Raw genomic sequence first — 20,238 nt, 5'->3', positions numbered from 1 at the left:
TAAGGAACCGCCACGTGCCGAACGGCATGCGTGGTGGTGTGAGAGGTCGGAAAATGAAATAGGAGGAAACTATTTCATTTTCCTCCTACTCGATTACCCCCGCAAACGTTTGCACTTCTTTTTCAATAGTTTATTAATTAATGGTTCTGTTATTGCAGTTGAAAAATATTTCCTTTGTAATAAGGAAACTATTTACTAAAGAATAATGAAAAAAATAATCAGCATTTCTATTTTCATCAGCTTCTGTATGATATTTGGTACAATGAAAGCGCAGGAACTTAAATCTCCCAACGGAAATCTTACTCTTAAATTCTCTATACAAGGTAATGGAGTACCTACCTATAGCCTTATATATAAAGGAAAAGATGTAATAAAACCAAGTAAATTAGGCTTGGAACTGAAAGACAACAGTGAAGCCAATACCGATTTTAATGATTTCTCGATCAAAGGCAATACCGATTCGCAAAAAGATGATAAAGTCTCTTTGATGAATGGCTTTGAAATCGCAGATACCAAGACTTCAACATTCGACGATACATGGAAACCTGTATGGGGAGAGGTAAAAGAAATCCGCAACCACTATAATGAATTAGCCGTAACGCTGAACCAGAAATCTACTGACAGGCATATATTAATCCGTTTCCGGTTGTTTGACGATGGTCTGGGATTCCGCTACGAATTTCCGGATCAGAAAAACCTGGTATACTTTGTTATCAAAGAAGAAAAGACTCAGTTTGCTATGGCGGGAGACCACACAGCTTTCTGGATTCCGGGCGATTACGATACACAGGAATACGACTATACGAAGTCGAAACTGTCAGAGATCAGAGGCCTGATGAGTAAAGCTATTACGCCGAACTCGTCCCAGACTCCGTTTTCTCCTACAGGCGTGCAAACTGCCCTGATGATGAAAACTAATGATGGCTTATATATAAATTTACACGAAGCCGCACTGATCAACTATGCCTGTATGCACCTTAATCTGGATGATAAAAACCTTGTATTCGAATCGTGGTTAACACCCGATGCACAAGGCGACAAAGGCTATATGCAGGCTCCTTGCAATACCCCTTGGCGTACGGTAATAGTGAGTGACGATGCCCGTGATGTACTGGCTTCGCATATTACACTGAACCTGAACGATCCATGCAAAATTGAAGATACATCCTGGATCAAACCTGTGAAATATGTAGGTGTATGGTGGGAAATGATTACAGGCAAAAGCTCATGGGCTTATACCGACGATGTATTCAGCGTTCAGCTGGGTGTAACTGATTATTCGAAGACAAAGCCGAATGGCAAGCATGGTGCTAACACTGCACATGTGAAAGAATATATCGACTTTGCAGCAAAACATGGCTTTGATGCAGTGTTGGTCGAAGGCTGGAATGTAGGCTGGGAAGATTGGTTCGGTAAATCGAAGGATTATGTATTCGATTTTGTAACCCCATATCCCGACTTTGATGTAAAAGAGATACACAACTATGCAAAAAGCAAAGGCGTGAAAATGATGATGCACCACGAAACGTCATCTTCGGTTCGCAACTATGAACGCCATATGGATCAGGCATACAAGTTTATGGCGGATAACGGATACAACTCCGTAAAGAGCGGATATGTAGGTGATATTATTCCTCGCGGAGAATATCATTACGGGCAGTGGATGGTTAACCACTATCAGTATGCAGTAGAAAAAGCTGCCGACTATAAGATAATGGTGAATGCGCACGAAGCCGTACGTCCTACAGGTGTATGCCGTACATATCCCAATCTGATAGGTAATGAGTCTGCCCGCGGGACAGAATATCAGGCATTCGGTGGCAGTAAGCCTAATCATGTGACAATACTGCCGTTCACCCGCCTGATAGGAGGCCCAATGGATTATACGCCGGGTATTTTCCAAATGGATATTAGCAAGGTTAACCCGGACAATCATTCCCATGTAAACAGCACATTGGCCAACCAGCTTGCACTGTATGTGACTATGTATAGCCCGCTACAGATGGCCGGCGATATGATTGAGCATTACAATCAGCATCTGGATGCTTTCCAGTTTATCAAAGATGTGGCTATCGACTGGGACGAAAGCAGAATACTGGAAGCCGAACCGGGAGAGTATGTTACAATCGCGCGTAAAGCTAAAGGTTCTGATAATTGGTTTATTGGCAGCGTATGTGATGAAAATGGCCGTACATCAGCAGTATCTTTCGACTATCTGGATCCGGCAAAAACATATATCGCGACAATATACGGTGATGCTAAAGATGCACACTACAAGACAAATCCTCAGGCTTATGAAATCCGCAAAGTGGTGGTAACTAGCAAATCGAAGTTATCCCAGCTATGCGCTCCTGCCGGTGGATATGCTATCAGTGTGGTTGAGGCAAACAAAGATGAAGTAAAAGGTTTAAAGAAACTGTAAAATAGGCAAGAATACAGTTGTAAGGTTTGGTTATCTATGGTTGAAGGCCGTTCGAGTACATCGAACGGCTCTTTTTATCTATACTTATTTATACTTATCTATTAACTGGTAAATTTCGTTCTTTTTATCTTCAGCTAGGAAATACCATTTGTTTTCGAATTTAGCCCTGCCGTTCTCTTTCCATATCATCAGCCAGCTATTGTTGTCCGCCTCTTTACCCTTATAGTGGGAAATCACTGTATAATCCGGAGCTACCATCTTTACCATGATACCACTATTATTCCATAATGTATCATTTACCGATTGGGAAAGTAATTTCCCCAGTTCAGCCTTGTCTGCTTCATTAATAAGGCTCTTCTTATCACTGCCGGTAAAAATAACGGTCATTGTATCTATACCGGTAGTATTGAATTGCATCTTCATCGTATCCACAGCGACAACAGTATTATCTCCTGCTGACTGGGTATCTTTCTTCGCTTGGTTACAAGCAAAAAGGCTGCCCGCTAACAGTAAGATAGACAGGATCCTTGACATTGTTCTCATAAATAAATGTTTTAGTTCATATAAATTTAAACAGACTCTAAGAGTCTATAATCGTTTCACTATTCAGGAGCCAAAGATATTCAATTTTGCGGATGCACAGGCGCTTTCTGCTGTTATTTGTTAGTCATAATCTTCAGAACGAGCTTATCGGTCTCCTGCATCCCCACAGCACCTATACTTGTCAGGTTTTCAATCGTCTTATCCACATCATCGTCTACTATACCCTCCAGTGAAGATACTACCTTATGCTCTATGGCCATAATGGCTGAAAGTACGGCAGTAGACACGCCACTCGATATTTTCAGGGCGCAACTAGGTTTAGCCCCGTCACATATCATTCCGGTAATGTTGCCTACCATATTCTTTACAGCGAAAGTGATCTGGTTATAGTCTCCTCCCATCAGGTAAGTAATACCACAACTGGCGCCCGTTGCTGCCGCCACGCAGCCGCATAAGGCGGATAATCGTCCAAGCTTCTGCTTGATATATACGACTGTAAGATGGCTGAGAATCAGGGCTCTTATCAGATTATCCTCGCTGCACTCCGTATCTTCGGCATATGTCAGTACCGGAAGTGTGGCTGTTATCCCTTGGTTTCCACTGCCCGAATTACTCATGACGGGTATCATTGCCCCGTCCATACGCGCATCGCAAGCTGCCGCCGTGTACGACATCATGTGGGTAAGCATGGAGTCTCCGAAAATTTGCCTGCCCAGAGTGCCTGTCATTGCCTTAGCCACGTTATGCCCGTAATTGCCCTGTGCCGATAATTTTGATGCCGCACGGTTAAGCTCCGCCGCTTGCAGGATAAAATGGATATCATCTATCAGGGTGGTTGTGGCAAATCCGTATACTTTAGAGAAGGATAGTTTTATGTCGTCACATTTCTCCTCACTATCTTCGCAGCAACCATCATTGCTAATAACCTCCCCGTCTTTGGCTATATAAGAAAAATTGGTATGCGTGCCTTTTATAACCGCTGTCGCTTCACTTTCTTTGCCGATACAACAGGCTTCTATGTAAAGATTATCGCTGATGTTTTCTTTCAGGGCTATTTCTATACGTTTTTCGGCTATGTATGTTTTTCCTTTTTCTACATCTTCCGGTTTCAGGTCTTTCAGCACTTGCAGCCCGTATTCACTTTTACCTATCAATGCCCCCAACGCAATGGCTATCGGCAGCCCGACCATTTTAGTGCCGGGAATGCCCACTCCCATAGCGTTCTTTAAGATGTTTGCGCTCAAATGTACTTTTATTTTATCAGGGAGGCTGCCAAGTGTTTCTGTGGCTTTTGCCACACACAGCGATACGGCTATAGGTTCGGTACAGCCGATGGCCGGAACGACCTCTTTCTTTATTAAACTGATAATTTGATCACGTTCACACTCGTTTAGCATGGCATTTTAGAGTATTTAGTATTTATTTATGCGAATCAAGGGTTGCTTTGGCTTGCAGTATACTATTATAAATCAATCTTCTGTTTTGCAGTCAGGGTTCTAAGACCACGAAGTGGGCTAATATGGATAACCACAGGTAAAGCCCGTGGCAAAAGCAGGTAGAAATAGACCGTCTCCGTAGGAGGCGAATGACATTTGTTTTTGCTATTTGCCTCCTACGGAGGCAAATTCTTCTGTCAGTTCCTGCCACGGGTTTTACCCGTGGTTATCCCCCTTCAGTCCCTTCGGGACAATAAGTTACTGTGCTTTTTAACCCTTGATTCGCATTATTTGTACAAATATAAGGGTTCTTCATCTAAATCTCAGTTAAAGGATTCCTAAAATAATAGTATAACCGGATAATAAAAAGTGACACTCTTTTCAGTCAACAGTCATCAGTTAACAGTAAAAAGTGTCACTTTGTATATGGGAATCAAAGTATCTTCTCCAATATCTTCCTGTAGATAGTATTTTGGTTCAGGATATAATCGTTGCCAACGAGGAATAGCTGTTCGCGTGCACGGGTAAGGGCTACGTTTAGTTTGCGGTCGACAGTTCCCTCGCGGTTCATATTGCAGAAGTTCCTCAACTGGTAAGGCTTGTTGAAGCAGAAAGACAAAACGATAACGTCCCGTTGGCTGCCCTGATAACGTTCTACAGTATCTACCATGATGCCGGATAGTTGGGGGATGCCTGTTTCTTCCAGCTTTTGCCTGATAAGGGCTATCTGATTACGGTAGGGGGTAATGATACCCACTGTTTTTTGAGGGTCGAATACGAGGTTATTAGCCTTGTACAAGTCCAGCAACGCGGTAATCAGGGAAATTACAGTATCGGCTTCCGCAGTATTGGTCTTGTCGGATATGTTGGCGTTGTCCGCTTCCCTTACTCTGATAAAGGCCACACGTTTATTTGCTATCAGGCTTTGGTACTTGTCTGTAATGTCAGATACAGGATAATTTAGAGGGGCGTGCTGCCTGTCTGTCGCGGTCTTTAATATATTGTCATAAAAATGCGCGTTTACAAGTTCCGCTATATTTTGGTGCATCCGTCCGTGATAGGTCAGTGTATCATAAGCATGCGTCCAGCCCTGTTTGATACAGATACGGAACAGCCGTTCGAAAAGGGATTCGCGGCAGTCGTATAACTCTATACCATTCAGCAGTTCATTATCCACCTTCGATTTGTATTCGTTCTGCAAGGTAATGGTCGATAGTTGCTTATGGTCGCCTATCATAATGAATCTATCCAGTTGGGGCAGGATGTCTATTACCTGCGGCTCCAGAATCTGGGAAGCCTCATCGATAATCGCAATATTGAAATGTTTCAGGTCGAACAGTTCGGGTTTTCCGGCAATAGATGCTAAAGTGCCCACAAAGATGCGCGTGGAATCGATAACCTGTAACAACCCTTTCCGGTTCTTAGCCTGGTATGAGATGTTCTGTAGCAACCTGTGGCGGTATACCTCTCCGCAGGATAGTTCGGAGCCGATGCGTATGTATTTGTCGCAGGAGGATTCTTCTTCGGAGAAACTACGGCAAATAGCGTTGCAAAGCTCATCTACAGCACGGTTGGTATAGGCTATCACAAGGATATTTGTATTCTTTTCGGCATACAACCGCTCTATGAGTTGCCTGGCAAAGATGGATGTCTTTCCGGTTCCGGGAGGCCCTACTATAAGGAAGTAATCTTGGGAGGCAAGCGCCTTGTCTATGACTGCCACCCTTTTCTGCTCCTTTGTCGGAGTATCGTTGTCGGTCGTTTGTTGGTATGTAGAATGTGGCTTTCTCAGCCCCAAGAGCAAATCTTTCTTTGAGGCTGTAGCTTTCAGGAAGCTGAAAAGACTCCTGTACATGGTGTTGTAACTGTGGTCGAGTTTGTCATGCTCTACAGCCCAACGCTTGTACCGCGAAAAGAAAGTCCTGCTTCGCTGCTTATACCTGAAGCGCAAGGTTACATGCAGCGTGGAGATTTCCACCACAGTGCCTTTCAGTATCTGGTTTGTGAGCACAGTGTCTTCTTCGTGTTCTTTGGGGTACAAAATGCAGATTTCGCCCTCACGGAAGTTGACGCAGTCTTGAGGCGACAGCCGTTTGAACCGGATAACCATATCGCGCCCGCTATCGTCGATATGTTCTATTTCGAGGTCGACGATTAAGTCCAGAGCCTCTTTCCGTTCGGCGAATGTAGTATTCCACAGGGCGGAAACGCTCATGGCCGTATCCGCGTTTTCATCCCCTGCTTTTTGCAGGTACAGTTCGCGTGCTACAAAGTTGATATAACGGTAAAGGTATGTCCGTTCCAGCGCGGTAGAGTTGTCGAGTACATCTTTAAGTTCGTTCAACTTATCTGTAAAGAATTGCGGTACCTTGCCGTAATTATCAAGGTTAAAGAGTTCTTTGAATGTCTTTTCCGCTGTTTGTATATCTCCCGAATACAGGTCGTGTTCGGTAGCTACTATCAGGTTTCGGGTATTGATAATCTCCTTTTCCAACTGGCGGTACCTGGCGGCAAAGCGTATATTCTCGCCCGCGTTGCCGGCGCTGGAGTATAAGATAGTAGGGTATATATGGCGTGCATCTTTGCCGAATACGCTCTGTATCATCAAGCGGTAAACGACCGTTTGCGTCTCGTGGTTCAAAGCTATTTTTGATACATCTTCGCGCGGATAAGGTGGCTTGCCGGATTTCAGCTCTATAATGCGGTCTGTGCCATTTTCTTCATCCGATAGTTGCAGTAAGTCGAGCCTTCCCTGAAAGCCGTATTTTTCGCAGAAGAAAGAGGGTTCTAATGTGCAGGCCGTAGTATCGAATCCGTTGGCGGGCATATCGTGTAATACGACCCGCCTGATGTTATCGAACTGGCTTTCTGCCCTGAGCATGAAGTTGCGAAAATCATCGTTTTCCCTTATATCTTTGCAGGACGCATATTCGAAGGGCATTTGCCTGAACGATTTCATAAATACATCCTCAAATTTCAGGCTTCCGGGGTTCTCCGCGTAGATAAGTTCGTCCAGAAAGAAGTTAGCCAGATTACCCAGCAGGATGTAATGTGTATTCACATTGGGTTCGAACTTCCTGCGGAAATAATGCAGGTACGAACTTCCATACATCTGGAAACATTCCGCGATGGCCGAAGCATCTATCAGGTAATCGGGTTCAAGGACAAATATGCGGGGGATATAATGTCCGGCATCGTCCTTTTTTACATCGATAAGGTTTAGCTGAGCCCCTGTCCACAGGCGGCCTGTAGTCGGGTTGAAAACTTCATTTACGGATGGTACATTGTATCTGACCTTTATTGTTTCACCTGTCAGGGCATCGGATTGGCAAAGCAGGAGTTCATTCTCCTTATCGATATCCAACACCTGCACCCGTATCCTGTCGGGGGATAATGTTTCTTTGTCTTTGTCTTCGGCTTCAGTTCCGGCAGGTATCCCTGATGGTAGCGACTCGCCTTGCAGAAAGAGGAAGAAGTTTTCCAACGCTTGTTTAGCCTGCTGATATTGCGCGGGATAGATGAGGTTGTTCTCATCTTTTAACAGGAATGAACTTTTGATGCGGATGGTTTGCAGCCTCCATTCCAGTTGTTTGGGTAATCCGTATTTCTGGGAAATAAATACCAGCCGCGAGAATAAAGAAGGAAACTGCAAAGATTCACTTCGCGTGATTTCTTTGCAGCTTCTTTCCAGTATCTGTTTCAGGCAGATATATTTATTTCTTAAAGATAGATTGGATTCATCTATTTGGGATATCTCGGTGAGATAGTCGGATAATAATATTTGTGTATTATCAGACATGGTCTCATTAGTATCTGATTTGGAAGTCAAAATCATTTCTAACCTCAAAGTCGAAATAGGTGTGTTGAGGTGTATTGAGCAGTTCTCCGTCGATATAAAATTTAAGCTGACCTCTACGAGCTAAATTATATGCCATATCACACATAAATTGTACTAGTAAAGAATGATCTGCATCTATTACCACCGCTTCCCTATTATCGTTAACTATCATTCTTAGCGTGCGTGGGGTTACGCCATCAGCCTCCAATGTGATATTTATTAGATCGTTAGGTCTGAATAATTCACCATAGAAAAGGAAGACTTCGGACTCATATGATCTTACATCGACAATGTCTAATGCGCGTGCATTTATTCCTCCGATATCTTCGGCTGCTAAGTTATAATAAAAACTAAACCGCCCCCTATTATCGGTATATATAGGTTCATCATCGAGCTCTGTGCTGAAATTTAGTGTGCCGCGTCTCCATTCGTAATCGTCATCGTGACACGATGAGAATGCTACCAGAGTGAAAATTGTGAGTAATACCGCGAAAAGTTTGTTCTTGTACTGTTTCATAATTTTTTTAATTTAGAGACAAAGGTAATAATTTTATATATATGACTATAAAAAAAGGTTTTTGTAACATCTAAGATGATAGATATAGAAAAAATTTATGAAAGAAGAATAGTTATTCATTAAGATAAATTAATTATCTTTGAACCCTAAATCTTAGGGGTGCCTTAATATAACGGGCTGAGATCACACCCATAAAACCTGATCCGGGTAATGCCGGCGTAGGGAAAGGAAATATGCAATCGCGCGTAAGCATATCTTTAAAATTCGGGAAATCATCTTATCAAAACCCCTTTTTTGTTTAACATCAGGACATCGGATGTGTCCGGTTTAATTTAAAAATTGTAAATGAAAAAGGTATTTATTATTCTCTCTATTCTCTTGTTAGGAGGTGCAGGAGCTAAAGCACAACAAAAAGCGGACAGTCTGAAAGTTGTTAAACTGGAAGAGGTTGTCGTATCCGCGACCCGTGTCAGCCAGAATGCGCCAATAGCATATAGTAATGTGACCGAGGCACAGATAAAGGAAGACAACGCAGCAAAGAATATTCCTGCTATACTACAGGCACTGCCGTCTGTAGTTTCGTATACCGAAGGGGGAACGGCCGCAGGTAATACAGCACTCCGTATTCGGGGTACGGATGCCAGCCGTATAAATGTGACCCTGAATGGAATGCCGCTGAATAACCCTGAAAGTCAGGAGGTCTATTGGGTAAATCTGCCTGATTTGTCTAATTCGCTGCAAAGCATGCAGGTACAACGGGGAGTAGGAACTTCGACAAACGGGACAGCCTCTTTCGGCGCCAGTGTCTCCATGCAGACATTGGGCGGCAGGCCGAAGCCTTATGCCGATATTTCCACGGCGTACGGGCAGTATAATACATTATTGCTGTCGGGCGCGGCAGGTACAGGCATTATGAAAAACGGACTGTCTTTCGATGCCCGGTATTCATACGTAAAGAGTGACGGGTATATCCGCAACGGGAAGGTAGACCACAAAAATCTATATGCGGCTTTATCCCATTATTCAGATAATCAGTTGATACGCCTCATTTATATGAATGGCATCCAACATACGGGGATCACATGGGAAGGGATTGATCCGGCAATGCTGTTTGTAGACCGCCGCTACAATTCTGCGGGACAATATACTGACGACAACGGCAATATCCGTTATTATGATAATGAAACGGATAACTATTATTCCAATATCGGGCAACTGATTTATTCCCGCTATCTGAGCCACTCTCTGACACTGAATGTAAACCTGAGTTATAATCATGGATATGGTTATTACGAAAACTATAAGGTAGGTAAATCTTTTAGTAACTTTGGGTTAGACGAGCAGGTTATAGGAAGTTCAACCTATACCAGTTCCGACCTTACATTGCGTAAATTGATGCGTAACGACTTCTATGTCGGCGGTTTCAACCTGGATTATACGCTTGGAAAACTAAATCTGGTACTTGGCAGTATGTACAGTTATTATGACGGAGTGCACTACGGGCGTATCCTGTGGGTAAAGCATAACGAGGATATTCCTGCCGGATATGAATGGTACCGTAATTCTGCAGTGAAGCAAGACTTTAACGCTTTCTTCAAAGCCGAATACAGGCCGTTGGATAACCTGTCTTTATTTGCTGAAGTGCAGGGGCGGTACATCGATTACCAGATGAGGGGATTGGATGACGACCTGATGGATTTGACGAATAAGAACTATTACAATTTTATTAATCCCAAAGGAGGATTGTCTTTCCGTTTTGCCGGGTATAACGAACTTTATGGTTCGTTCGGCATCTCAAACAGGGAGCCTCTTCGCGCCGACCTCAAAGAATCGCTTAAAGGAGGAGCGAGCCGTAGTATTACATCGGAACGGTTATATGATTATGAACTGGGATATAAATATGCGAATTCAGTTGTCGCTTTCAGCGCTAACTTTTATTATATGAATTACAAAGACCAGTTGGTACAAACAGGTAAGTTAAATGATATAGGGTATAAACTACAGGAAAACGTACCCGATAGCTACCGCACGGGTGTAGAGCTGGCTTTGTCGTATACTCCGACATACTGGCTGCAACTGAATGGTAACCTGACCCTGAGCCGCAATAAGATAAAGGATTATACCGTTTACTATAACCAGTATGATAACCAGACAGATTGGAATTATCTGGGACAGGTTTCGGAAACGTTTAAGTCTACAGATATTTCTTTTTCGCCTAAGGCAGTGGGTAGCTTTAGCGTTACATTCAGGCCATTCGAAAAAGAGGATATAAGCTTCTCCTTTATCAATAAATATGTAGGTAAAATGTATTATGACAATACATCCAATAGAGACAACCGCTTGCAGGATTATTTTGTTACAGATTTTGCAGCCTCATATACGTTGGATGCAAATAAGATTGGTAAATTCGATTTCCAGTTTTTTATTAATAACTTAGCGAGTGTCAAATACAGTGCGAATGCATGGGTGGATACCTCTAAATTTGCGGATGGTACTCAAGCCGTTTATAAAGGTCTGTATCCTCAGGCAGGAGCAAATCTGATGGGTAAGATCAGGTATAGATTTTGACATACAGTTTCATCCGGCCTCCCCTAAGGGGAGAGATTAGCCCCTCCTTTGGAGGGGTTGGGGAGGCCATTTATATATGATTATGATAGATTTTATAGCGAGTAACTGGGTCAGTATAGCGGGAGCGATAATAGGACTTATTTTCCTTTTTCTGGAATATAAGGCTAATGTATGGATGTGGGCGGCGAGTATTGTAATGGCGGCATTCTATATCTATATATTTTACAGTACGCAGTTGTATGCCAGTATGGCTATATATATATACTTTTTGCTGGCCTCTGTATATGGATGGGTCGTATGGGTGTTTCGCAACAGGGATAGGGAGACCGGCGATGAAATAATATCGCATGCCGGAAAACACTTTATCCTGCCTGTATCGTTGGGTGTTATACTTATTTTCGGGCTGATCTATTTTATCCTTATACAGTTCAGCGGGAACAATACATTCATCACTATCGGGGATTCCCTGACAACATCCCTGAATATTGTAGCCCTGTGGATGATTTCCCGAAAATGGGTGGAGCAGTGGCTGCTTGTAATCCCTGCAAATCTGATATCCTGCATATTGTTGTTTGTACAGCATGATGTTATGTCCGGATGCCTGTTTATGATATTCTTTGTAGTTTCCGTTATGGGATATTTCAAGTGGAAGAAACTGGTGTAATACCATAATAAATTGAGTAATATGTTATAAAAGAAAAATATCTAATATGAGGGATACATAAAAATATTATCTTTGTAGTAATTAAATGAGAATATACTATCCTTTATATGAAGATTTTCCAGATTATAACAGTTTCTGAATACGGTGGAGCTCAAACTATTGTCGCAGATCTGGTAAAAAATCTTAGTCCGGAGAATGAACTGTATCTGTTTTATGGAGGGAATGGGGAAGCCTGGAGTTGTTTGGGCGATAATTTTACCCGTATAAAATTGAACGACCATCGTAAGTCGGTCTCTATCAAAGATATAATCCTTCTGTTTAAATTGTTCTATTATCGGATTAAATACAAACCGGATGTTGTTCACTTGCATTCATCAAAGATGGGTGTGCTTGGACGTTTGGCCTTTAGCCGTAAAAAAGTAGTATATACGGTACATGGCTTCGATTCGATCAGGACAGCCTTTCATCGATTTCTGACAATAGAGAAGTTTTTGAAAAACAGGGCCTTCCGTATTATAGGCGTTAGCCAGTATGATGTAGATATGATGAAAGAGGAAAATATCTACAAAAATGTGGAAAGGATATATAACGGTGTTACAGATCATTACATTACAGATAAAGATATTAGCGACGACCTGACGAAGAGCTTAGAGCGTATCAAGGCTGATTATCCTAAAATAATAATGTGTATATCAAGGATATCAAAACAGAAAAAATTTGATCTTTTTCTTGATATTGCCCGGAATATGCCTCAATATGCCTTTGTCTGGATAGGGAATAAAGAAGATATGGAAGGCTTGCCCCCCAATGTATTCTGTCTGGGGGAGATCCATTCGGCATTCTTTTATTTGCGCTATGCGGATATATTTATCCTTCCTTCCAATTACGAAGGCCTGCCTATGTCGATACTCGAAGCGCTGGCTTTCGGTGTGCCTGTGGTAGCATCGGCAGTGGGCGGTATAACGGAGGTGCTGGATGGGAGTAACGGCTTTGCCATTGATAATGAAGTAACTCTGTTTGAAGACAAAATAGAATATATCCTGTCTGATTCAACTATACAAGGTGCGATGTCGGAATGCGCAAGACAGTCGTATCTTGATAACTTTACAATAGAGAAGATGGTAGATAGCTATAAGGCTGTCTTTAACACAATAGTAGCAAATAAATAATGAATTGGCCTTTAGTTTCGGTATTAATCCCTTGCTATAATGTAGAAAGATATGTGGAAGAGGCTGTAAACTCAATCCGTAACCAAACATATCCTAATCTGGAAATTATAGCGATAAATGATTGTTCAACCGATCGTACAGGGGAGTTGTTAGAAAAATTAGCTTCAGCAGATTCGCGGATGAAGATTGTGACCAATGAAGAAAACCTGAAGCTGATAAAGACCCTGAATAAAGGTATTGCGCTTTGCAATGGGGATTATATAGCCCGTATGGATGCTGATGACATCTCGTTGCCTACACGTATAGAAAAAGAAGTTGATTTTTTGGAAAAACATCCCGATCATGATATCGTAAGCACTCAATTCTATGCGTTCCGTTCCGAAAATCCGGATAAGAAGGATTTAAATCATAGCCCTTTACACGATGAGCAACTTCGGGCATACATGTTGTTCCGTTCCGGTATCTGCCATCCGGCTGTAATGATCCGCAAGCGTGTTTTTACAGAATTAGGATTGAAGTTTGAACCCGAATATTTGCATGTCGAAGATTATGCTTTATGGTCTGAAGCTATGTATAAGACGAAACTGGCAAACCTGAGTGAGCCGTTACTGTTGTATCGGGTTCACCGGTATCAGGTATCGTCATTGCATGAAGACCTGCAAACCGAAAATAAGAAAAGAGTATTTAAAATTCATTGCAGGCATTTGGGATTGCCTGCCGATGATGACTTTATAGATGTATATGCCTCTGTCGCAGAATGTGTCCCTTTACATCCCACATTCGATTATCTGGATAAATGTGAAGCTTTTATGGTTTCTTTATCGAAACTGAATAAAGAGAAGGGTTTTTGCGACAAAGTATACCTGGAGCAACTCTTGTCGCTTACATGGTTGCGCCTGTGCGCAAATTCACAACTCGGGCTGAAGGTTATAAAGAAAATGGAAGCTTCATCTTTGTACAAGAGGGAAAATTATACATCCAGAGATTTGGTTATTTTTTACACAAAATGTACTTTTAGGCTCAAATACAAAAAATCCCTTATTTACAAACTTGTATTCAGATAAGATATGCCAAAGCTAAAGCACATACTGCCGATGTTACTCCCTTTATTGGTAACATTTTACCATCTATATCCGCAGGCTTTGGATATAAGGGGTTCTTCTTTTATTTCACTGTCGGGTTTAGTTGGTTTGGGATTTTATGCATATCACCGGTTTCCGTTCAGGGAAGTGGTTTACTTGATGATCGCAACCTTTGCAGTAAGCTTGATTTTTTATACCGCGACCTGGTATAATCTGCAAAATGATAATTTCTGGTTCGATTATATAAAGAGTAGGATCGCCTGGTTTTTTACAGCATACCTTATTATGTTGCTGATATTTAAAGTTCATAAGAGGCCTAGCTTTAATACCGTTTTACTATATATCGTGTCAGCTATAGCATTACAGTCGCTGTGTGCCTTTCTGATGTATATAAGCGAGCCCATAGAGAATTTTCTGTATTCACTGCAAATGAAGGTAGACTATACCGAAGAAATCATGGATGAGGCAGGTAGCCAGCGTCTCATGGGGTATGGCATCGGATTTTTTGGAGCTGGAGCTATCAGTGGAGTAGGTTTACTTCTTTTATCATACTTGTTTATGCGGATGAAACTGAAAGCAAAAGAATTTATCTTGCTTGCAGGTCTGTATGTATTTATTTTTTACATCGGCCTGTTTATGGCCCGTACTACGATTGTTGGTATGGCTTTGGGTTTTGGAGTTATAGCTGTATTATATCTGTGGGATAACAGGGCCGAGAAAAAGCAGGCTAAGACTTTTTTTATAGCCTCTATATTCCTTATGGCAGGAGGCTATGTTTTCGCCATGTTTTATTTCTCCAGTTTTTCCGACTGGGCCTTTGAGTTGTTTACCAACTTGTTTGTACATGGACGTTTAGAGACGAGGTCTTCCAGCGGTTTGTCCGAAATGTTTTTAATCCCTAAAGAGTTATCTGTTTTGATAATCGGAGAAGGTACCCTTGAATTTTTCGGTAGTGATGTCGGATATAGCAGACTATTGTTTTATTCGGGGATAATAGGCACTCTGGCTTTCTTTTTGTATCAGTTGTACATTATCAAGCTGGGTCAGACCAAAGACTGGGGAGTGAATATTGCACCCATCTCTATATTTGTTTACACCCTGGCTTTGAATGTGAAGGGTTTTATCGACTTGAATCTAGTGTTATATATCATATTCTTTTATTTCATATTCTACAAGTATTATGTCTATATGCCGAAGATATATGCGAAAAGTAAGAATAAAAATAAGATGAAATTAACCCAAATATATAAGCGCGGTTCCACTGGGGCTGTTAACTTGACAAAATGAAGGAGTGTATTATATTAGCCGGAGGTTTAGGCACACGTTTACAATCTGTTGTAAGTGATGTGCCGAAATGTATGGCAGAGGTCGCCGGAAGGCCATTCTTAAGTTATCTGTTTGACTATGCCGCAGAGCAACAATTCGGGCATCTGATTCTTTCTTTAGGCTATAAGTCGGAGGTTGTGCTTCAGTGGCTCACCACCCAGTCTCTCCCTTTTCAGGTATCATACGTTATAGAAGATTATCCTTTGGGAACCGGTGGCGCTATAAAACTCGCTCTTAGCAAGGTAAAAAGTCCTAATGCGTTCGTTTTCAACGGGGATACCTTTTTTGATGTTGATACAACTTCATTTCTGGACTTTCACGAAAAGAGCAATGCCCTTATATCATTGGCATTGAAGCCGATGACGGATTTCGACCGTTATGGATCTGTTGATCTGGCTGACGGGGGACGTGTTATTCGTTTCAATGAGAAACGGCATTGTAAACAAGGATTTATAAATGGAGGTGTATATATTATAAATAAAGATTTATTTTCTACTCTGAATCTTCCTGAAAAGTTTTCGTTTGAGAAAGATGTCATGGAAGCATGCCTGAACGATATGCCTTTTTACGGGTGTGTGCAGGATGGCTATTTTATAGACATAGGCATTCCTTCCGATTTTGCCAAAGCGAATCTGGATTTCAGGGAAAAATAAAATAAATGGATAAAGACAATTTAAATAACTATAAGTATCTGTTTCTCGATAGGGATGGCGTAATCAATGAGGAGCGGCCTGCCGATTACGTAAAGAGTATACCTGAATTTATCTTTACCGACCAGGCTCTACAGGCTATAGCTACACTGTCTCACAGATTTCAATATATTTTTGTCGTTACAAACCAGCGCGGGCTTGGACGTGGAGTTATGTCCTTTTCTGACTTGGAAGAAATACATCATTATATGTTATCCGAAATAGAGAGGGAGGGAGGTCATATAGATCAAATATACTTTTGTCCCGATTTAGATTCGGTTTCAGTCAACAGGAAGCCTAATGTAGGCATGGCCTTTCAGGCATTAAGGGATTTCCCTGATTTGGATTTTTCCAAATCTATAATGGTGGGCAACAGTGTGTCCGATATAGACTTTGGCAACAAGCTGGGGATGTACACCGTGTTGGTCGGGGATAAGTATCCTCAAGGTCATAAAATATACGAAAACATAGATGCATATTACGAAAATCTGTATAAGTTTGCAGAGAATTTATAACATTGAGCAAAACATCAAATCATGATAATAAGGAGTAAAGCGCCTTTTAGAATAGGATTGGCAGGTGGGGGGACAGATGTTTCTCCTTATTCTGATTTATACGGAGGTTGTATTCTGAATGCGACAATCAACCTGTATGCCTACACAAATATCGAACCACGGGATGACAATAAGATCGTATTCCGTATTCCGCAAACGAATGAAGAATATATTTTCGATTCTGTGCCGGAACTTCCTATTCTGAATGATAAGGCAGACCTGATGAAAGGTATTTACAACAGGGTTGTGGAAGACTTTACACATAAACCCTTATCATTCACGCTGACATGTGCCTTAGAGGTACCTTTCGGCTCAGGGCTGGGAACATCGTCCACTCTTGCTATAGCGATACTCGGAGCCTATACCGAGTGGCTGTCTTTGCCTTTAGGAGATTACGACCTGGCGTACTTAGCATATTTGATAGAGCGTATAGACTTGAAACAGGCCGGAGGAAAACAGGATCAGTATGCGGCGGCTTTCGGCGGCTTCAACTTTATGGAGTTTTATTCCGAAGACAAAGTTATCGTCAACCCGTTGCGTATCCGTAACGAGATAATAAATGAGCTCTCTAATAACCTGCTGCTTTACTACACGAATTCGAGCAGAAACTCAGGCGACATCATCGAAAAACAGCAGAAAAACGTAAAAGAGCACCGCGAAAGTTCGATAGAGGCCATGCATCAGATAAAGAAGCAATCTTATGAGATAAAGGAAGCTATTCTGAAAAACAATCTGGATGAGATAGGGAATGTACTGCACCGTGGCTGGACTTACAAGCGGGAGATGGCGGATGGCATATCCACCCCTTTGTTTGAAGAATTGTATAATACGGCAATCTCAGCCGGAGCCACCGGAGGAAAGATTTCCGGAGCCGGAGGTGGCGGGTATGTATTCTTTTATTGCCCCGGTAATACACGGTTTGCGGTAGCCAGAGCGCTGGAGGGGCTTGGCGGGCGTATACAGGCATATACATTTACAAAGAAGGGATTAGAAACCTGGCATTCTAAATAAAAACAGATGAAGGTTGCAGTTCTTATACGTGTATATGACAGGATTGAAGATTTGAAATATAATCTTCGGATCATATCCGATACATGGAAAGATAATGAATACTATGTGATTGTAGTAAGCAATGGTAAGAGTAACGGCTTCGATATAATGCCCGAATCTATACCTCTTATCGATAAATTGGTCATTCTGGATGAGAATGCCGGTCACAGGCGCGGCAACTCCCAGTTGCTAATGGAAGGTATGAAGTATATTCCTTCCGACTGTAAATATACGCTTATACTCGAAGCCGATACTTGGATGCATGGGGATCGTGTTATCTCTAAATATATCGGTTTGTTAGGCAAGTCGGACTTTGCTGTCTGGGCAAGTGCCGACTGGTACGATAAATATTATGCCTTAGCTACGGACTTCGCTCTTATTAAGAGCGATTACATCATAAAAAATCCGGGGATATTTGATTTTGAGCTTTTCCCTGAATGCCATATCTCGAATTTCCTTCGCGACACGAATGCCGGTTATATATGGATAGAAGAAAATATGCCGGTGCATGTACCCAGCTACGTAAAATACGGGTATCCGTATATACCGAATATCAAGGAAGGGCGTTTCTACGTTTTTCCTAAATCGAAGACCGTAACACATCATATTGAGTTCCTCAAAGGGGGAATGGAGCAAAAGAAGCGTTATTTCAATATCGTTTCCGGTACTGATTATTTCGCCGGAGCAAGGTGTGGGCATAAAGCATGGAACAGGTTCAAAATGAGATTCTGGATAGGGTTGACCAGGCTTTTTGTGAAGAGGAGCTGGTACGGAAAGAAGACATACAAAGATTTAAGTACCCCTGCCGGCCTCCCCAAAAGGGGGAAGTAGGCTAAGTTGTATGAAGATTAATTAAGAATTTGCAAGATATAAGATAAGAGTTATCAACTGCTAACTGTTGACTGCTAACTGTTAACTGAAAAGAATATGGTTTTTTCAACATATAGTTTTGTATTTATTTACCTGCCGATGGTGCTTTTGCTCTATTTCGGTATGGCTCGCTATGTAAGCCGCAGGGTTCAGCAGGTATTCCTGATTGTTGCCTCCCTGGTTTTTTATGGGGCGCTGTTTTTTCAGGGATTTAATCATCTGTGGTATGTATGGCTCATCATGTCATCCGTCATTGTTAATTATTCTGTAGCAACAGGAGTACAGAATATCGGAAAACCTCCTCTGCGTAAGGTATTGTTTATAATAGGGGTCTTGTTTAATGTCCTTCTGCTGGGGTATTATAAGTACTACAATTTCTTTCTTGAAAACGTAAACTATGTATTCGACACACAGTTTATAATAAAGCAGATAGTACTCCCTATAGGTATCAGTTTCTTCACGTTCCAGCAAATAGCCTTTTTGATAGGAGTATGGAAGAGGGAAGAAAAAGTGCCGAACTTCTGGGATTATACGTTATTCATCGTCTTTTTCCCGCAGTTGGTAGCCGGTCCGATAGTCTTCCTGAAAGACGTGCTGCACCAATATCAGGATGAGAAAAACCGTTTTTTCAATATAGATAATTTCTCGGCCGGACTATTCCTCTTTGTTGTCGGGTTGTTTAAGAAAGCTGTAATAGCCGATACACTCGATAATTTTGTATTCTATTCATATCTTACTCCTGAAAAACTGGGTTTTGCCACCTCGTGGCTGGCTGCCTTGTCTTATTCCTTCCAGATATTTTTTGACTTTAGCGGATACTCCGATATGGCTATAGGGTTAGCCCGGATGATGAATATTAATCTTCCTCTCAATTTCTATTCTCCATACAAGTCGGTCAGTATAACCGAGTTCTGGAAAAGATGGCATATTACCTTGGGGCGGTCATTGGCTGTGCTTATCTATTATCCGCTGGGTGGAAATCGCAAAGGACTTGCCCGTACCTGTTTCAACCTGTTTGCGGTGTTCTTTGTCAGTGGTATATGGCATGGCGCGGCATGGACATTCATTGTATGGGGCATTGCGCATGGCATAGTACGTGTGTTTGAAAAGCTCTTTATAAAACAGTTGGAAAAAATCCCGGATCTGATACGTATATTCTTTACATTTATGTTTGTCAACGCGGCATGGGTACTGTTCAGATCCCCATCATTCGATACGGCATTGATAGTCTTAAAGAATATGTTTGCGCCCGAAAGCTTTAGCTTCAGCGGTATTTCGGAACTGGCATACAATACCAGCATTACGTATCCTGACAGCATTGCGGTAATATATGTTTTGGCTATTCTGTCCATCGTAGCGGCTTTAGCCTTTTTGTATCCTAAGAATAGCATAGACAAATACAATGAATTTGAACCGACGGTAAAGAATGCTGTGGCAATAGCGCTTCTTTTCTCTGTGTCAGTGATTCATTTCTCAAGAGTAGGATCTTTTATTTATTTCAATTTCTAGC

The 20,238-nt window shown here is 41.9% G+C and carries 16 protein-coding genes and 1 riboswitch; of the genes, 12 read left to right on the top strand and 4 right to left on the bottom strand.

Features of this window, described 5'->3' with window-relative positions:
• The coding region (locus D0T84_RS22585) for a hypothetical protein (RefSeq protein ID WP_221413137.1) at window positions 1–199 on the top strand (199 nt) is incomplete at its 5' end.
• Between the two features lie 6 nt (window positions 200–205).
• Complete coding sequence (locus tag D0T84_RS13770) at window positions 206–2,422, top strand: glycoside hydrolase family 97 protein (protein WP_163308441.1); 2,217 nt, start codon at window positions 206–208, stop codon at window positions 2,420–2,422.
• Window positions 2,423–2,506: 84 nt separating this feature from the next.
• Here D0T84_RS13770 and D0T84_RS13765 read toward each other — a convergent pair whose 3' ends face one another.
• From D0T84_RS13765 to D0T84_RS13750, 4 genes are all read right to left on the bottom strand, one after another.
• Window positions 2,507–2,965, bottom strand: a complete 459-nt coding sequence (locus tag D0T84_RS13765; protein WP_163308440.1) for a hypothetical protein — start codon at window positions 2,963–2,965, stop codon at window positions 2,507–2,509.
• 113 nt (window positions 2,966–3,078) lie between these two features.
• Window positions 3,079–4,362, bottom strand: a complete 1,284-nt coding sequence (locus D0T84_RS13760) for a serine dehydratase subunit alpha family protein (protein WP_163308439.1) — start codon at window positions 4,360–4,362, stop codon at window positions 3,079–3,081.
• Window positions 4,363–4,834: 472 nt separating this feature from the next.
• Window positions 4,835–8,200 (bottom strand): AAA domain-containing protein, encoded by a 3,366-nt coding sequence (locus D0T84_RS13755; RefSeq protein ID WP_163308438.1) that lies wholly within the window; start codon window positions 8,198–8,200, stop codon window positions 4,835–4,837.
• A gap of 7 nt (window positions 8,201–8,207) precedes the next feature.
• Window positions 8,208–8,756, bottom strand: coding sequence for a hypothetical protein (locus D0T84_RS13750; RefSeq protein ID WP_163308437.1), 549 nt, complete (start codon window positions 8,754–8,756; stop codon window positions 8,208–8,210).
• Between the two features lie 145 nt (window positions 8,757–8,901).
• Window positions 8,902–8,998: riboswitch (TPP riboswitch) on the top strand.
• Window positions 8,999–9,101: 103 nt separating this feature from the next.
• Here D0T84_RS13750 and D0T84_RS13745 point away from each other — a divergent pair.
• The 10 genes from D0T84_RS13745 (at window position 9,102) to D0T84_RS13700 (ending at window position 20,237) form a co-directional block, all read left to right on the top strand.
• On the top strand, window positions 9,102–11,324 hold the full coding sequence (locus tag D0T84_RS13745; RefSeq protein ID WP_163308436.1) for a TonB-dependent receptor: 2,223 nt from the start codon (window positions 9,102–9,104) through the stop codon (window positions 11,322–11,324).
• 82 nt (window positions 11,325–11,406) lie between these two features.
• Complete coding sequence (gene pnuC / locus D0T84_RS13740) at window positions 11,407–11,988, top strand: nicotinamide riboside transporter PnuC (protein WP_163308435.1); 582 nt, start codon at window positions 11,407–11,409, stop codon at window positions 11,986–11,988.
• A gap of 107 nt (window positions 11,989–12,095) precedes the next feature.
• On the top strand, window positions 12,096–13,157 hold the full coding sequence (locus D0T84_RS13735) for a glycosyltransferase (protein ID WP_163308434.1): 1,062 nt from the start codon (window positions 12,096–12,098) through the stop codon (window positions 13,155–13,157).
• The gene (locus tag D0T84_RS13730; RefSeq protein ID WP_163308433.1) at window positions 13,157–14,221 is read left to right on the top strand and encodes a glycosyltransferase family 2 protein; all 1,065 of its coding nucleotides are present in this window, start codon (window positions 13,157–13,159) and stop codon (window positions 14,219–14,221) included. The genes D0T84_RS13735 and D0T84_RS13730 overlap by 1 nt, the downstream gene beginning before the upstream one ends.
• Window positions 14,222–14,224: 3 nt before the next feature.
• Window positions 14,225–15,526 (top strand): hypothetical protein, encoded by a 1,302-nt coding sequence (locus D0T84_RS13725; protein WP_163308432.1) that lies wholly within the window; start codon window positions 14,225–14,227, stop codon window positions 15,524–15,526.
• On the top strand, window positions 15,523–16,218 hold the full coding sequence (locus D0T84_RS13720; RefSeq protein ID WP_163308431.1) for a nucleotidyltransferase family protein: 696 nt from the start codon (window positions 15,523–15,525) through the stop codon (window positions 16,216–16,218). Before D0T84_RS13725 ends, D0T84_RS13720 begins: the two co-directional genes overlap by 4 nt.
• Window positions 16,219–16,223: 5 nt before the next feature.
• On the top strand, window positions 16,224–16,769 hold the full coding sequence (locus D0T84_RS13715; RefSeq protein ID WP_163308430.1) for an HAD-IIIA family hydrolase: 546 nt from the start codon (window positions 16,224–16,226) through the stop codon (window positions 16,767–16,769).
• Window positions 16,770–16,790: 21 nt separating this feature from the next.
• The gene (locus tag D0T84_RS13710; RefSeq protein ID WP_163308429.1) at window positions 16,791–17,819 is read left to right on the top strand and encodes a dehydrogenase; all 1,029 of its coding nucleotides are present in this window, start codon (window positions 16,791–16,793) and stop codon (window positions 17,817–17,819) included.
• A 6-nt stretch (window positions 17,820–17,825) separates the two neighbouring features.
• Window positions 17,826–18,689 (top strand): glycosyltransferase family 2 protein, encoded by an 864-nt coding sequence (locus tag D0T84_RS13705; protein WP_163308428.1) that lies wholly within the window; start codon window positions 17,826–17,828, stop codon window positions 18,687–18,689.
• 96 nt (window positions 18,690–18,785) lie between these two features.
• The gene (locus tag D0T84_RS13700) at window positions 18,786–20,237 is read left to right on the top strand and encodes an MBOAT family protein (protein WP_163308427.1); all 1,452 of its coding nucleotides are present in this window, start codon (window positions 18,786–18,788) and stop codon (window positions 20,235–20,237) included.
• The last annotated feature ends 1 nt before the right edge of the window (window position 20,238 follow it).

It is taken from the genome of Dysgonomonas sp. 521 (genome assembly GCF_010501055.1).
Taxonomy (GTDB): domain Bacteria; phylum Bacteroidota; class Bacteroidia; order Bacteroidales; family Dysgonomonadaceae; genus Dysgonomonas.
The sequence above is the reverse complement of the archived record's forward strand: the minus strand, read 5'-3'. Positions and strand labels throughout refer to the sequence as shown.

What these genes read in the sequence shown, in the direction of transcription:
- D0T84_RS13765 (WP_163308440.1), bottom strand. Translation starts at nt 2,965, where the DNA reads ATGAGAACAATGTCAAGGATCCTGTCTATCTTACTGTTAGCGGGCAGC.
- D0T84_RS13730 (WP_163308433.1), top strand. Translation starts at nt 13,157, where the DNA reads ATGAATTGGCCTTTAGTTTCGGTATTAATCCCTTGCTATAATGTAGAA.
- D0T84_RS13725 (WP_163308432.1), top strand. Translation starts at nt 14,225, where the DNA reads ATGCCAAAGCTAAAGCACATACTGCCGATGTTACTCCCTTTATTGGTA.
- pnuC (WP_163308435.1), top strand. Translation starts at nt 11,407, where the DNA reads ATGATAGATTTTATAGCGAGTAACTGGGTCAGTATAGCGGGAGCGATA.
- D0T84_RS13745 (WP_163308436.1), top strand. Translation starts at nt 9,102, where the DNA reads ATGAAAAAGGTATTTATTATTCTCTCTATTCTCTTGTTAGGAGGTGCA.
- D0T84_RS13750 (WP_163308437.1), bottom strand. Translation starts at nt 8,756, where the DNA reads ATGAAACAGTACAAGAACAAACTTTTCGCGGTATTACTCACAATTTTC.
- D0T84_RS13715 (WP_163308430.1), top strand. Translation starts at nt 16,224, where the DNA reads ATGGATAAAGACAATTTAAATAACTATAAGTATCTGTTTCTCGATAGG.
- D0T84_RS13710 (WP_163308429.1), top strand. Translation starts at nt 16,791, where the DNA reads ATGATAATAAGGAGTAAAGCGCCTTTTAGAATAGGATTGGCAGGTGGG.
- D0T84_RS13770 (WP_163308441.1), top strand. Translation starts at nt 206, where the DNA reads ATGAAAAAAATAATCAGCATTTCTATTTTCATCAGCTTCTGTATGATA.
- D0T84_RS13760 (WP_163308439.1), bottom strand. Translation starts at nt 4,362, where the DNA reads ATGCTAAACGAGTGTGAACGTGATCAAATTATCAGTTTAATAAAGAAA.
- D0T84_RS13705 (WP_163308428.1), top strand. Translation starts at nt 17,826, where the DNA reads ATGAAGGTTGCAGTTCTTATACGTGTATATGACAGGATTGAAGATTTG.
- D0T84_RS13755 (WP_163308438.1), bottom strand. Translation starts at nt 8,200, where the DNA reads ATGTCTGATAATACACAAATATTATTATCCGACTATCTCACCGAGATA.
- D0T84_RS13735 (WP_163308434.1), top strand. Translation starts at nt 12,096, where the DNA reads ATGAAGATTTTCCAGATTATAACAGTTTCTGAATACGGTGGAGCTCAA.
- D0T84_RS13720 (WP_163308431.1), top strand. Translation starts at nt 15,523, where the DNA reads ATGAAGGAGTGTATTATATTAGCCGGAGGTTTAGGCACACGTTTACAA.
- D0T84_RS13700 (WP_163308427.1), top strand. Translation starts at nt 18,786, where the DNA reads ATGGTTTTTTCAACATATAGTTTTGTATTTATTTACCTGCCGATGGTG.